The organism is Gordonia sp. ABSL11-1, assembly GCF_030315685.1.
Classification (GTDB): domain Bacteria; phylum Actinomycetota; class Actinomycetes; order Mycobacteriales; family Mycobacteriaceae; genus Gordonia.
The window spans coordinates 69468-82789 of sequence record NZ_JASXSI010000025.1; the positions used below are offsets into that span (position 1 = coordinate 69468).

At 67.2% G+C, this 13322-nt stretch carries 13 protein-coding genes and 2 pseudogenes; 5 read left to right on the forward strand and 10 right to left on the reverse strand.

Annotated features, from left to right (window positions below; translation table 11 throughout):
• Positions 1 to 7: 7 nt before the first annotated feature.
• A complete protein-coding gene (gene rocD / locus QSJ19_RS22185; RefSeq protein WP_353507170.1) occupies positions 8 to 2098 on the forward strand; it encodes an ornithine--oxo-acid transaminase in 2091 nt (696 codons plus the stop codon).
• A gap of 324 nt (positions 2099 to 2422) precedes the next feature.
• Here the strand turns inward: rocD and QSJ19_RS22190 are convergent, their stop codons facing one another.
• Genes QSJ19_RS22190 through QSJ19_RS22200 form a run of 3 tightly spaced genes read right to left on the reverse strand, consistent with a single transcriptional unit; the run spans position 2423 to position 4102 of the window.
• The gene (locus QSJ19_RS22190; protein WP_286323170.1) at positions 2423 to 3382 is read right to left on the reverse strand and encodes a hypothetical protein; all 960 of its coding nucleotides are present in this window, start codon (positions 3380 to 3382) and stop codon (positions 2423 to 2425) included.
• Positions 3379 to 3660, reverse strand: coding sequence for a hypothetical protein (locus QSJ19_RS22195; protein ID WP_286323171.1), 282 nt, complete (start codon positions 3658 to 3660; stop codon positions 3379 to 3381). Before QSJ19_RS22195 ends, QSJ19_RS22190 begins: the two co-directional genes overlap by 4 nt.
• Positions 3650 to 4102, reverse strand: coding sequence for a hypothetical protein (locus QSJ19_RS22200; protein WP_286323172.1), 453 nt, complete (start codon positions 4100 to 4102; stop codon positions 3650 to 3652). The genes QSJ19_RS22195 and QSJ19_RS22200 overlap by 11 nt, the downstream gene beginning before the upstream one ends.
• Positions 4103 to 4241: 139 nt before the next feature.
• Here QSJ19_RS22200 and QSJ19_RS22205 point away from each other — a divergent pair, with 139 nt between their 5' ends.
• The gene (locus QSJ19_RS22205) at positions 4242 to 4889 is read left to right on the forward strand and encodes a histidine phosphatase family protein (RefSeq protein ID WP_286323173.1); all 648 of its coding nucleotides are present in this window, start codon (positions 4242 to 4244) and stop codon (positions 4887 to 4889) included.
• 16 nt (positions 4890 to 4905) lie between these two features.
• On the opposite strand, the pseudogene QSJ19_RS22210 reads toward QSJ19_RS22205, so the two are convergent.
• The 6 genes and pseudogenes from QSJ19_RS22210 to mca all read right to left on the reverse strand — a co-directional run bounded on the left by QSJ19_RS22210 (position 4906) and on the right by mca (position 11100).
• Positions 4906 to 5398 (reverse strand): annotated as a pseudogene (locus QSJ19_RS22210) (TspO/MBR family protein).
• 9 nt (positions 5399 to 5407) lie between these two features.
• On the reverse strand, positions 5408 to 6268 hold the full coding sequence (locus QSJ19_RS22215) for an RNA polymerase sigma factor (protein WP_286323174.1): 861 nt from the start codon (positions 6266 to 6268) through the stop codon (positions 5408 to 5410).
• A gap of 443 nt (positions 6269 to 6711) precedes the next feature.
• Positions 6712 to 7710 carry an SGNH/GDSL hydrolase family protein gene (locus QSJ19_RS22220; RefSeq protein ID WP_286323175.1) on the reverse strand — a complete coding sequence of 333 codons (999 nt, stop codon included), beginning with the start codon at positions 7708 to 7710 and terminating at the stop codon, positions 6712 to 6714.
• A 135-nt stretch (positions 7711 to 7845) separates the two neighbouring features.
• Complete coding sequence (locus QSJ19_RS22225; RefSeq protein ID WP_286323176.1) at positions 7846 to 9909, reverse strand: thioredoxin domain-containing protein; 2064 nt, start codon at positions 9907 to 9909, stop codon at positions 7846 to 7848.
• Positions 9884 to 10192 (reverse strand): hypothetical protein, encoded by a 309-nt coding sequence (locus QSJ19_RS22230; protein WP_286323188.1) that lies wholly within the window; start codon positions 10190 to 10192, stop codon positions 9884 to 9886. Before QSJ19_RS22230 ends, QSJ19_RS22225 begins: the two co-directional genes overlap by 26 nt.
• A gap of 5 nt (positions 10193 to 10197) precedes the next feature.
• Complete coding sequence (mca, locus tag QSJ19_RS22235) at positions 10198 to 11100, reverse strand: mycothiol conjugate amidase Mca (protein ID WP_286323177.1); 903 nt, start codon at positions 11098 to 11100, stop codon at positions 10198 to 10200.
• Positions 11101 to 11148: 48 nt separating this feature from the next.
• Here mca and QSJ19_RS22240 point away from each other — a divergent pair, with 48 nt between their 5' ends.
• The 3 genes from QSJ19_RS22240 (at position 11149) to greA (ending at position 13040) form a co-directional block, all read left to right on the forward strand.
• Entirely contained in the window at positions 11149 to 11649 is a 501-nt protein-coding gene (locus QSJ19_RS22240; protein WP_286323178.1) for a DUF4307 domain-containing protein, read from the forward strand.
• On the forward strand, positions 11646 to 12419 hold the full coding sequence (locus QSJ19_RS22245; protein WP_286323179.1) for a queuosine precursor transporter: 774 nt from the start codon (positions 11646 to 11648) through the stop codon (positions 12417 to 12419). Before QSJ19_RS22240 ends, QSJ19_RS22245 begins: the two co-directional genes overlap by 4 nt.
• A gap of 126 nt (positions 12420 to 12545) precedes the next feature.
• On the forward strand, positions 12546 to 13040 hold the full coding sequence (gene greA, locus QSJ19_RS22250; protein WP_286323180.1) for a transcription elongation factor GreA: 495 nt from the start codon (positions 12546 to 12548) through the stop codon (positions 13038 to 13040).
• A gap of 94 nt (positions 13041 to 13134) precedes the next feature.
• Here greA and QSJ19_RS22255 read toward each other — a convergent pair.
• Positions 13135 to 13322 (reverse strand): annotated as a pseudogene (locus tag QSJ19_RS22255) (HNH endonuclease); the annotation flags it as partial.

A 13322-nucleotide genomic window follows, 5' to 3' on the forward strand; every position in this document is an offset into this window, starting at 1 on the left:
TCGATTCATGACCGTCACCACCTCGCCTCCCGGGGCCGATGCCACACCGTTCACCGCCCCGGCGGCGCCATCGTCGACGACGACACCGGCCGCGCGCTTCCCCCGCACGCGGCGCTACGCGATGACGCCGCCCGTCCACTTCACCGTCAGCTACGCCATCAATCCCTGGATGGACCCGACGGTGCCGGTCGACACCGAGCGCGCGGTCAGCCAGTGGATGCACTTGCGGGAGATCTACGAGTCCCTCGGGCACACCGTGCACATCGTCGACCCCCACCCGGGCCTACCGGACATGGTGTACGCCGCCAACGGCGGCCTCAGCGTCGCCGGCCACACCATCGCCGCGCGATTCGCCTTCCCCGAACGCGCTCCCGAGGGCGATCTGTACGCGGCATGGTTCGAGGCCGACGGTCACGGACCGGTTCACCGCACCACCGGCGTCCAGGAGGGTGAGGGCGACTTCCTGGTCGTCGGCGACCGCATCCTCGCCGGGACCGGATTCCGCACCAGCCGCGAGACGCACCACGAGATCGCCGCCATCACCGGGCTCCCGGTGGTCACCCTCGAACTCATCGATCCCCGCTTCTACCACCTCGACACCGCACTCGGCGTCCTCGACGACGACACCGTCGTCTACTACCCACCAGCGTTCTCCGAAGTCTCGAGGGCAGTTCTCGCGGACCTCTACCCCGGAGCCGTCATCGCCACCGACGCCGATGCCGAGGTGTTGGGCCTCAACCTCGTCTCGGACGGCCGCCATGTCGTGATGACCGACGCCGCACCGGAGTTGGCGGCCACGCTGCGTGCCGCGGGTTTCCAGCCGATCGAGGTCGACCTGTCCGAACTGCTCAAAGGCGGCGGCGGCATCAAGTGCGCGACCCTAGAACTGAGGAGCCCCGACAAGGAGGTCGACGTGCACACGCTCACCGATCCTCATGTGGCACACAACTATTCGCCCCTCCCGGTGACTGCGGCGAGCGCGGAGGGCGCATGGATCACCGACGTCGACGGACGCGCATATCTGGACTGCCTGGGCGCCTACTCCGCAGTGAACTTCGGCCACCGCAATCCACGGATCCTCGCTGCCGCCACCGACCAGATGAACCGCGTCACCCTGACCAGCCGGGCGTTCCGGTCCGACCGTCTGGAGCCGTTCTGCGCAGCGCTCGCGACACTGTGCGGCAAGGACATGGTCCTGCCGATGAACACCGGCGCCGAAGCGGTCGAGTCCGCGATCAAGGTGGCCCGCAAGTGGGGCTACGACGTCAAGGGCGTCCCGGACGGGAGGGCGACGATCATCGTCGCCGCCGGCAACTTCCACGGCCGCACGATCAGTATCGTCAGCTTCAGCGACGACCCCGATGCGCGGAACGGATTCGGTCCGTACACACCGGGATTCGTGCAAGTACCCTACGGCGACGCTCAGGCCGTGGCCGACGCGATCGACGACACCACCGTCGCAGTCCTCGTCGAACCCGTCCAGGGCGAGGCCGGGATCATCGTGCCGCCCACCGACTACCTGCCCCGGGTCCGCGCACTCTGCACCGAGAACGACGTCCTGATGATCGCCGACGAGATCCAATCAGGTCTGGGGCGCACGGGAAAGACCCTGGCGGTGGAGCATTGGGGCGTCGAGCCCGACATCTATACACTGGGCAAGGCGCTCGGCGGCGGCATTCTGCCGGTGTCGGCGGTGGTCGCCGACCGCACGGTCCTCGGCGTCCTGCACCCCGGCGAACACGGCTCCACCTTCGGCGGCAACCCACTCGCCGCCGCGGTCGGACAGACGGTCGTCGAGATGCTCGCCGAAGGAACCTGGCAGGCGCGTGCGGCCGAACTCGGCGATCGGATGCACGCCCGGCTCCGCGACCTCATCGGTCACGGTGTCGTCGCTGTCCGAGGTCTCGGCCTGTGGGCGGGTATCGACGTCGAGGAGTCCCTCGGCACCGGCAAGGAGGTCTGCCTGCGGCTGGCCGAGCGTGGCGTCCTGGCCAAGGACACGCATGGATCGACATTGCGCCTCGCACCGCCGCTGGTGATCACCGAGGAGGAAATCGATTGGGCGGTGGATCGGTTGGCGGATGTCGTGGGCCGGTGAGCGGGACTTCCTTTCCTGCCGAAGGATTTCCGGCACGCCGAGCACCAATTCTCTGCGCGGTCTCCCACGTCAGGATGCCGAGTACAGTCACGACTGCGGCTGGAAGGGCGAATGCGATGTAGCTGCTTGTCGGGACGAAGGCCGCAGCCAGAAACGCCGACATCCCATACAGGAAGACACCGGTTCGCCACCGACCGGTATTGCCGGCGCCCGCCGGGATCACTGCCATCACAAGGAAACCCCCCAGCACCACGACAACCACCCACCCGGCGCCGGCAATCGCAGCGACGGCGAGGTAGACCGCGCACGCGACGCGGTAGGCCGCTATCCCCGCCACTCGTGCGCCTCGTCATAGTCACTCGAGTTCGTCAGAGGCCAGTGTCCCAGCGGAAGGCCTGGATGTGTGGCGAGCTCGGTGTTGATGGTGGCCGCGGTTGCCGACATCGTCGCGACGTAGTTCGCCAAGCTCCCCACGACACCTCCGATAACCGCGAACGCAGCTTTCCCTGTGGGAACGGTTGTCACAGCAGCCGCCAGCAGCCCGGGTGCACCGGCACGCGATCCTGCCGCACAGGCTCCGGCCACCGCCGTCAACCACCCTGCCAATGCGATCCCAGCGCCCGCGTAACTGATGAGTGCACGATTCGACAGGTCGATCTCACTCGATCGCATCTTCTCGGCACTACTCCCCACACTTGAAGCGGCCGATGCCTGCGCGGTCGCGGCACGTGTGTACGCACCAGCCCCACGCCCCGTCCAGTAGGAGGAAACCTGGGCCGACTGTGGGATGTTCGCTCCGATGTTGGTCATCGTGGTGCGTATCGATTCCCACTCCGCTGCGTGCTGCCGAAGTGTGAACGGCACCGCGACACCCTTGGCCAGAGATTCCAGAGTCGACTTGGCGTTCTCGATCGTGCTCGCCATGGAATCGCATGCCGCCGTGACCTCGTCTTCGAGGTTCAGGAATTGTGTCAGGCTCGACGCGTTGATCTCCCGACCCAACTGACGGAGCTTGTCCGGGTACGCGATGATCTCGACGACCTTCCGCGCGAAGTCGAGGAGATCCTCGATGTCGATTCCGGCCGCGTCGGTGTCGTCTCCCCGAAAGATCTTGTCCAGGATCTCCTCGACGGAGGGTATCGACGTGTCGGGGATCGTCGGGGTCGGCGCTTTGGGCAGGGGCAGGTCGAAGACGTCCGGCAGATCGGGAAGTCGAGGGAGGCCTGGGATGTCCGGTATCTCGGGCAGATTCAGGTCGGGGAGATCGATACCGAACACACTCACCAGTGATCCGCCTCTTCGATCAGTTTCGCCGCGTTGGCCACCTTGTCGGCGATGTCGTCCATCGCTGTCTCGCCCTCGGAGCAGCGGTCACGCACGAGATCGGACACACCGTTCACTGCACTCTTCAGTGGACTGAAGATGCCCAGTTCGGCTCCGTCGAAGCGCAATCCGGCAGCTTGGTCTCCACAGCCGCCGACCGTCGGTGCCGTGGTCGACCAGAACGTCGCGTCTGCTCGGATGTCGGCCAGGGCTGCAGTGAGTGCAGGATCAGGCGCCATGACGATGTCCCCCTCGTGTCCGTCTGGTCGCGTCCGCGAGCTGTCGCAGACCGTCGTTCACCGAGTTCATCAACTCCGCAGGCGTCGCCTTCGCCGCACGTCGAGGATCGAAGCGTGCCCGGTACGGCCCGTACTCGTCGGCCGCGATCTCCACGAGGCGATTCGGGCATCTGAAGAGCACGTGCCGCCGCGGCGGAGGGTCATCCGACGTGGCCAGTGCGCGAATTGCCTTGATCCGACCATGCACCAACCACAGGTACGTCGCCAGGTCGAGCTGATGCACGCCAAGGCGATGCGCCTGCCCGGACAGACTCAGCCGGAGCGGGCGGCCGTGCTCGTCGAAAGTCATCCGCACGCCGGCGTCGATCGCCCGCGTCAGGTGCGGGACCAGGTGTTCGTCGTGCGCCCTCGTGACCGCGTCCGCGCTTGCCGCACCAACCACCGCTCCCCCGTCCCGACACGCCGCGCGTGCGTGTTGCCCGATTTGTCGTTCACCCTATACGCGAGCGGGGACAGCGCCGAAGTCGTCGGCCGATCGAATGAATCTGGTGAATCCGAGCTCCTCGGTTAGGCTTCCGGGAGTGAGCGTCGACAATTCCGAACCCGCACCGGCCATCCCGACCAACCGTCGGGTACTGCTGATCCGCCACGGCCAGACCGAGTGGTCGCTGACCGACCGCCACACCGGTCGCACCGACATCGACCTCACGCCCCGGGGTGAGGACGACGCCCGCGCATTGGTCGGGATCGAGGACCGTCTCGGTCTGGTCTCGCCGTTCGTCTTCGCGTCGCCGCGAACGCGCGCCCGGCGTACGGCGCAACTTGCCGGTCTGTCCGTCGATCAGGTCGATGATTGCTTCGCCGAGTGGGATTACGGCGATTACGAGGGCCTGACCCGAGCACAGATCCACGCCGACGGTGACCCGGACTGGACGATCTGGACCGGGGGCGGACCGCACGCGGAATCAGTCGAGGACATGGTCCGGCGGGTCGACGGCGCGGTCGACCTCGTCGAGGAACGTCTGGTCGACTCCGATGTGATCATCGTGTCCCACGGGCACTTCTCCCGATCGTTCGTCTGCCGATTCCTCGGATGGCCGATCGGGCAGGGCGCCGAGATCGACCTCCGTCCGGCGGGAGCCGCATTGCTCATGCAGCTCGGGCAGGACCGCCGGCTGTGTGCCCTGGTCGGCCCGGAGGGAGCGGCCGCAACGCATCTCGCCGTCTGATCGGCGGCGCGTCTCGTCAGCGATCGCGGTTGAGCCACCATGTGCTCGTGGACAATGCGGTGGCGAATGCACACCACGCCGGATAGGCCGACAGCGCCGCGCCGGCACGAGAGTCGACCTGCGCGGTCCGGCGTGCCAGGTCCACGCTGCTCGCGGTGAGGACCCCCGAGACGATCGATGCCGCACCGAGCCGATGTTGCCCGAAGTAGACCCAGGTCCAGCCCGCGTTGAGCACAAGATTGGCGCCGAGTGCGCCGACGTAGGCACGGCGTCGGTCGTCATCACCGCGATCGTGCAGTCCGTCGACGGTCATCGCCGAGGTCACCGCGATATCGGCGTACAGCGTCGTCCACGCGACCGGAAGCACCCAGTTCGGCGGCAGGAAGGCGGGTGTGCGCAGCGTCGGGTACCAGCTCTCGACGGCGGGTTTGGTGACCACGCTCCCGATCACGGCCGCGGCCGCGGCAACGGTGGCCAGAGACTCCTCCGATGAGGGTGCCGATACGCATACCGCCGTTCTACTCTCCTACCGGTTCCGCCGGATCGTCCGCACGCTGACGGCGCGCCAGATGCCGGCGCTCGGCCGGGTTCTCGGTCAGCTCCGCCGCGCGCCGGAACGCGGCATCGGCTGCCGTCACGTCACCGGCCCGCGCCCGCAGGTCTCTGCGTGCCGCGTGCCAGAGGTGATAGTCGGCGAGGCCGTCGATCGCGTCCACCTCGAGAAGGCCACGCTCCGGCCCCCCGACCATCGACACCGCGATCGCGCGGTTCAACGCGACAACCGGCCCCGGATCGATGCGTTCGAGAATCGGGTACAGACCGACGATCACCGGCCAGTCGGTGTCGGCGGCGGACGGGGCGCCGACGTGCAGCGCCGCGATGAGGGCCTGGATGCGATAGACACCCACCCCCGGTGGACCGACACCGGCCCGCAGGACCTCGCGAGCGCGGTCGATCATCGTTGCGTCCCAAGCACTTCGATCCTGGTCGGCCAGCACGATGAGTTCTCCGGTGGCGTCGGTGCGCGCGTCGAACCGCGCGCGGTGGAAGACTTCGAGGGCCTCGCCGTCGTGCGGGACGAGTTCGATCAGCTGCTCGGACAGCCGGATCGCCTCGTCGGCCAGGTCGATCCGGACCAGCGCGGAGGCGGCTCCCCGCGCGAGGTGTCCCTCGTTGAAGATGAGATAGAGCACTCCGAGCAGGCCACCGACGCGTCCGTCGATGTCGGTCGGGATCGTCAGCGGGATTCGCGCATCCCGGATCTTGCGTTTCGCGCGCAGGATGCGTTGGGCCAGCGTCTTCTCCGGGACGAGGAACGCGGCGGCGATCTCCGCGGTCATGAGGCCGCCGACGAGGCGCAGCGTCCGCGACCTGGGCATCGCGATCCAGCGCGGGATGACAACACAACAGCGGCAGCCGGAGGCGCTCGTCGCCGAGTTCGTTGTCGTCGACGATCAGCGGTGATCCTGTGGCCGGGTGGTCGTCGGGGATCAGGTCAGGCGCGGCACCGGCCAGTCGGTGCCCGGCCGCGGGGGCCTGCCCCTGCGTCAGTCGCAGCGTCGTCGCGGACCCGCTCGGGGCCAGGCTCGAGCCGTCGACGAGCAGACCTGCTGCGGCGCAGCGTCTTTCCGTAACCTGCCCACGCCGCGTTCATCTCGTCGAATCCCGCGTCACCGGGCTGGGGGAGCACGGACTCGTCCACGGTGATCGTCAGTCGATACTGGATGTCAGATCCTCGCTCGGATGCCGCTCTCTGGGTGATGACGGCCGATCGGCCTCCACCTGCCCCTATGATGCAGCGCTCACCGCAGATCGACAGCACTCATCGAGGAATTCTGACAGAACCTCGTTCGCGGATGTACTGCTCGAGGACATGTGCTGTGGCCCGCTGACCGGCCATCGTCGGGTGGTGGCCGCCCAGCAGCCAGTGCCGCAACTGGATGCTGTCGGGTCCGTACTGCGGTGCCGCCACCCGAGGGCCCCACTGCCAGGGGTCCGCGCTGCACAGATCGTGACGCTGATTCCACGGCGAACCGGGCCGCGCCAGGTCGACGTAGGTCTCTCCCGTCCGGCGCGCGTTGTCGCGCGAGATCGCGTTGATCGTGTCGATGAACCGGTTGAGTTGCGCAACCTCCCGGTCTGACATGAACCAGCCGCATCTGGCCCGCTGATCCTGCCCGACGCGCGGCACGACCTGCGGTGCCCCGAGAACGAAGACGTCCGCGTCCGGTGCCCGCCGCTGGACCTCCCGCACGATCCGACGTTCATGGAGGCGTTGCTCCTCGTCGAGAACCCGTACCGAGCGCGCCACCGTCGCGTCGTCGCATTCGCGCAGTTGCACGCATTCGACGACCTTGATGAACTCCGGATTGCCGATGACCTGCAGGACGACGATGTCGGCGGTCGACGGCAGCCGATCGATCTGCAAACCCTCGTCGAACTGGACCGTCTCGTCGACGTGGCGGGGTTCGGAGTTCGCACACGTGGCGTTCGTCAGGTCTACGGACAGATCCCGCGCGACGACCTCGACGGCGGCATGCCGGCTGCGGAAGCAGTAGTTCGCGGGACCCGTCGTTCCCGGTAGATAGGACGTCATGTCGGCGGGGATCGTCTGATGGTTGTCCGCTCCCTGGCCCGAGATGTACGAGTTGCCCATCGCGAACATCTGCAGCGGCTTCGCCGCATTCGCTCTGGGCGACAACGCATTCGAGGCCATTGCCAGCTGCGCCACGGCGACAAGCGCGGTGATGACGACGGTGGCGGCCGCGATGACGGCGGTGCGAACGGATGGACGGCCCGGCGGAGTGCGACCCATCGACATTCGAGTGACGTTACTTCCGCCCGCGCTGCACCAGCAATGGTCTGTCCGGACGACATCCGTGTCCTGCCGACGTAGCCGAGATCGTCGCCGGTCGACGGATTCCGCTACCTCTCCGCTCCGTCTCCGCAGCGCGCCTCACGCCAACTGCGCGGTCAGCGACGGGGCGTCGACGACAGGCAGGCCACACACCGTGCCGCGGCAGACATACGCCGCATCCGTGTCGTCGACCGGCCCCCGTCCCATCAGCAGTGGCACCGAGTCGCGTTCTCCCGCAACGATGATGGTTCCGCCCGGCGCAGTCGACCACGCATGGGCGACAAGCGCACCACCGCTGCCGGCGGTCTCGGACACCGCGATCTGCAGTGGACCGGCCACTCGCGCCTGCGCGACGGCCAGCCAGTGCCCCGCCGACCGCGGCACCTTCACGAGCAGGACGACGGCGCGGGCCAGGGTCTGCTCCAGCAACTCGGCGTACCGGACCGCCGGACCGTCCGGGGCCACCGACGACGCGATGAGCAGGGCCTCGGCCATCAGCGACGCTCCCGACGGGGTGGCACCGTCGACCGGGTCCCGCGGGCGCGTGATGAGTCCGTCACCGACGGCGTCGAACCACGTGCCCGGTTCGTCGGCGTCGGCGAACAGGTCGATCGTCGAGTCCAGGACGACGAGTCCCTGATCACGCCACGCCACCTCCCCGGTGGCCTGATGCAGCGTCAGCAGGGCCGTCACCAGCGCAGCATGGTCATCCAACGCGGCGGCGGGCCGACCGACCACCTCGCCCAACGAAGACCGTCGCAGGTGACCGTCGACGATGTGGCGCTCGACCAGCCGACGCGCGCACCATGCCCCGAGATCGACCCAGTCCGGCCGGCCGAGTCCGGCTCCCGCCTCGGCCAGCGCGGTGACGGTCATCGCGTTCCAGCCGGTCACCACCTTGTCGTCGCGCAACGGTTGGGGACGGGCCGCACGTGCCGCGAGCAGTCGCCGGCGGACCGACGCGAAGCGATCCGGGTCGTCGGGGTCGGCGGGCAACTGGAGAGTCGACCGGCCGTCCTCGAACGTCCCCGTCACAGTCACCTCGAAAACATCTGCCGCCCAACGCCCATCGTCGTCACCGAGGACCTCGATCAGTTCCGTCGGCGACCAGACATATGTCGAACCCTCCACACCGGCGGCGTCGGCATCGAGCGACGACGCGAATCCGCCGGCCACCCGCAGATCGCGGCGCAGGAACTCGATCGTCTCCTCGGTGACCCGAAGCGCCAGCGGATCACCCGTCCGGCGCGCGAGATGCGCGTAGGCACGCAGCAACTGCGCGTTGTCGTAGAGCATCTTCTCGAAATGTGGCACCACCCAGTCGTTGTCGACCGAGTACCGAGCGAACCCGCCGGCCAGCTGGTCGTAGATGCCGCCCCGCGACATCGCGACGCAGGCCCGCACCGCCGCGTCCAGCGCAGCGCTGTCTCCGGTTCGCTCGGACGACCGGATCAGACCCTCGAGCAGAGCGGACGGCGGGAACTTCGGTGCACCACCGAATCCACCGGAGGCGCGGTCCTCGTCCTCGACGACCGTCGCGACGGCATGCGCCAGGAGACGGTCGTCGACGCCGACGTCGGCCGGTGGGAGCGCGACGGTGTTCGCTCGCAGGTGATCGCCCACCCGGGTGCCCATCGCGTCGATCTCCTCGCGACGATCCGTCCAGGCCTCGGTGACCGCGGACATGATCTGGATGAACGACGGCATACCGCCGCGCGGAGACGACGGAAAGTAAGTGCCGCAGTAGAACGGTGCCCCCGACGGGGTGAGGAAGCACGTCATCGGCCAGCCGCCCTGCCCTGTCATCGCGACCGTCGCGTTCATGTAGATCGCGTCGATGTCCGGCCGTTCCTCCCGGTCCACCTTCACGCAGACGAAATCGCGGTTCATCACCCCCGCGGTCGCCGAGTCCTCGAACGACTCGTGTGCCATCACATGACACCAGTGACACGCCGCGTACCCGACGGACAGCAGAATCGGGACATCGCGCGCAGCGGCCTCAGCCATCGCGGGGCGGCCCCACTCCTGCCAGTGCACCGGATTGTCGGCATGCTGACGCAGGTACGGACTGGTCGACTCGCCCAGCAGGTTGCGCCCGGCTCCACGCGCATCCGGCTGCGCGTCGGGCGCCGAGGGGTCAGGTGTCGGCTGACCTTCGTTCATCGGTGTGCACCCCATCCGTGGTGTCCGGTGTGGCCTCGCCATCCGCCACCGAATCTGCGGCACCCGGGTCGGTGCCGTCGTCGAACGCCTGGTCCGGTTCGGGATGGTCGGAGTCGAAACTCGTCGGCAGCTTCTTGAGCTGGGTGTTCATCGACCGGATCAGCAACGCGGTCCCGACCAGCAGCAAGATGATCACCAGCAGGCCCAGCGGGGACGCCTTGCCGAACTCCGGACCTTCGGGTTCCTGCGCGGCCAGCACCTGCAGACCGGCGGCGAGATTCATCGGGTTCACGGCTCCTCGATTCCGGCGAACAGATCGGATTCGGGTATCGACGTCTTCACCCGGGTCTTCGCCAACTCGAACTCCTCGGTCGGCCACAGACGCTGTTGCCACTCGAGTGGCACCGCGAAGAACACACCGTTGGGATCGATCTGCGTCGCATGGGCGCGCAAGGCGTCGTCACGCTGCGGGAAGTACTTCGCGCACTCGACCTGCGTGGTCACCCGACCCATCAGGTCACCGCGACTCGGATCACGTTCCCACCGTTCGAGCCATTCCTTGAACGGGCTCTCCTGCCCATGGCGCTCGAACTCATCGGAGAACAACACCATCCGGTCCTTGATGAAACCGTGCGTGTAGTAGAGCTTCGAGACGGTCCATGGTTCACCGGTGCCCGGATACGCGCCGGGGTCACCGGCACGCTCGTACGCGGCAACCGAGACCTCGTGGTCGCGGATGTGATCGGGATGCGGATAACCACCGTGCTCGTCGTAGGTGATCATCACGTGCGGCCGGAACTCCCGGACCACCCGGACGAGAGCCTCGACGGCCTCGTCGAGATCAATGGCGGCCAACGACCCCTCCGGAACCGGTGGCGGCGGATCACCCTCGGGAAGCCCCGAGTCGACGAATCCCAGCCACACCTGCTCGACGCCGAGCGCCGACGCGGCGTCGGCCATCTCTTCCTTGCGGATCTCGCTCATCCGCTCCTTGACCCCCGGTCGGTCCATCGCCGGGTTGAGGATGTCGCCACGCTCACCGCCGGTCAGCGTGACCACGAGCACATCATTGCCCTCGGCCGCATACTTGGCCGTCGTCGCCGCGCCCTTGCTGGACTCGTCGTCCGGGTGAGCATGCACCGCCATCAGACGGAGACCGGCGTGGGGTCCACCAGTGTGAGATTCGGTCACGCTTCCTCACCTTCGGATCGATACTCCTCCCATGGTAGGTATTGACGCGTGAACAGTTCAGACGGGGGCACCGGCGGCGGTGAAGACCAGCCCGCTCGCTCCGCTCCCGGCGCCGGTGACCGTCCGCACAGCGGACCCCGGGCGACCTATCCCGTCGAGCGGTCGGCGACAAGCCGTCGACGCTGGTTCATCGGCCTGTCCGCGCTCGTTGTCGTGGTCGGCCTCGGCCTGGCCACGCTCGGCTACAGCAAGTTCGCGAGCCCCGACGTCTCCGGTGAGGCGACGGGGTATCAGATCCTCGACCCCTCGACCGTTGCCGTACAGTTCACCGTCACCCGTAACGATCCGTCGCAGGCCGTCGCATGCGTGGTCCGCGGCCGTTCCCTCGATGGCGACGAGAGCGGACGCCGCGAGATCCTCATCCCCGGCGGCACGCAGACCCAGATCGGTATGCGCACCGAGGTGATCACCTCCAAGCCGCCGGTGATCGGTGAGGTCTTCGGCTGCACCACCGACGTCCCCGCCTACCTGACCAGATCGACACCGTGACCGAGTCGATCCAGCCGTATCCACCGAACCGCCATCGCGCGGTGTTCGCCACCGTCACGACCCCCTTCTACGGTTATCTGCTGGCGTTCTTCGTCGGGGTGATGCTGATCAGCAACATCACCGGCACCAAGGGTGTCGTCCTGTTCGACGACTGGCTGAACGTCTCGCTCGGCCCGATCCAGATGAACGGCCTGGTCACCGACGGTGCGTTCTATCTCTTCCCGCTCGCCTACGTCCTCGGCGACGTGATCAGCGAGGTGTACGGCTTCCGCGCGATGCGCCGCGCCATCCTGTGCGGATTCGTGGTGCTGCTGATCGCGTCGATCTGTTTCTGGCTCACCATCGAACTTCCCGCCGCCGATTTCTACGAAGGCCAGGAGGCGTTCCGCACCGTCGCCGGCGTCGTGCCCCAGTTCCTGCTCGCCGGTCTCGCCGGATATCTCGCCGGAGAGTTCCTGAATTCGTTCGTCCTCGTGAAGATGAAGGAGCGGGCCGGCGAACGACATCTCTGGGCCCGACTCCTCGGTTCGACGGTCGTCGGAGAGTTCGCCGACACCCTCGTCTTCTGTTCGATTGCAGCGACCGCGCTCGGCATTTCAACCTGGGGTGACTTCATCAATTACACAATGGTCGGATTCGTATGGAAAACGTTGGTGGAGATCATCATCATGCCGGTGACCTATCTGGTCGTGGGGCGTCTCAAGAAGGCGGAGCCGAGCTACCAGCAGGCACTCCGCGAGGCGCGCGACGAGACATCGGATGTGCTTTAGCTCTCATTCACTGGTATCCTCGATTGATACACGGCTCCGCGAGGGGTCGTGTTGCTGCATTTTGAGCAGTCCATATGCCCCCGGTGAAGAATGCGTCTGGGCGCGGACAACACAAAGGAGTAACCGATGACCGACACACAGGTGACGTGGCTGACCCAGGAGTCGCATGACCGCCTCAAGGGCGAACTGGACGCGCTGATCGCCAATCGACCGGTCATTGCCGCGGAGATCAACGAGCGACGCGAAGAGGGCGACCTCAAGGAGAACGGCGGATACCACGCGGCCCGCGAAGAGCAGGGCCAGCAGGAGGCACGCATCCGCCAGCTCCAAGAGCTGCTGAACAACGCCAAGGTCGGCGAGGCCCCCACCCAGTCGGGCGTCGCCCTGCCGGGTTCCGTCGTCAAGGTCTACTACGACGGTGACGAGAGCGATACCGAGACCTTCCTCATCGCCACCCGTGAAGAGAGCGCGAAGGACGGCTCGATCGAGACCTACTCGCCGAGCTCACCTCTCGGTGCCGCTTTGATCGACGCCAAGGTCGGCGAGACCCGCGAGTACAGCGTGCCCAGCGGCGCGGTGGTCAAGGTCACGCTCGTCAGCGCGGAGCCGTACCACAGCTGATCCATTCGCCGATGCGTCGGCGACATGACGGCCGGCTTCGGAGGAATCCGATGCCGGCCGTTGTCGTGCGTCGGGTCGGCGTTCCGCGGAACGTTCAGGCGGCCGCCAGTTCTTGTTCGTGGCGGGCTTTCCATGCCCATACCTGGTAGAGCACCTCGGTTGCGTAGTGCAGGTCGAGTCGGCCGCCGCCGACCGGTGTGGTTGCGTCGGCGGCGATGTCGGGGTTGGGCTCCCAACCGTCGGGCGTGCCGGTGGCCGGTGCGCGTTCGATCACCGAACCAC

Excerpts from the sequence above, each read along its gene's own strand:
- QSJ19_RS22230 (WP_286323188.1), bottom strand. The coding sequence starts at position 10,192 with ATGAATCTCGCCGCCGGTCTGCAGGTGCTGGCCGCGCAGGAACCCGAA.
- QSJ19_RS22215 (WP_286323174.1), bottom strand. The coding sequence starts at position 6,268 with ATGCCCAGGTCGCGGACGCTGCGCCTCGTCGGCGGCCTCATGACCGCG.
- QSJ19_RS22195 (WP_286323171.1), bottom strand. The coding sequence starts at position 3,660 with ATGGCGCCTGATCCTGCACTCACTGCAGCCCTGGCCGACATCCGAGCA.
- QSJ19_RS22225 (WP_286323176.1), bottom strand. The coding sequence starts at position 9,909 with ATGAACGAAGGTCAGCCGACACCTGACCCCTCGGCGCCCGACGCGCAG.
- greA (WP_286323180.1), top strand. The coding sequence starts at position 12,546 with ATGACCGACACACAGGTGACGTGGCTGACCCAGGAGTCGCATGACCGC.
- rocD (WP_353507170.1), top strand. The coding sequence starts at position 8 with ATGACCGTCACCACCTCGCCTCCCGGGGCCGATGCCACACCGTTCACC.
- QSJ19_RS22220 (WP_286323175.1), bottom strand. The coding sequence starts at position 7,710 with ATGTCGATGGGTCGCACTCCGCCGGGCCGTCCATCCGTTCGCACCGCC.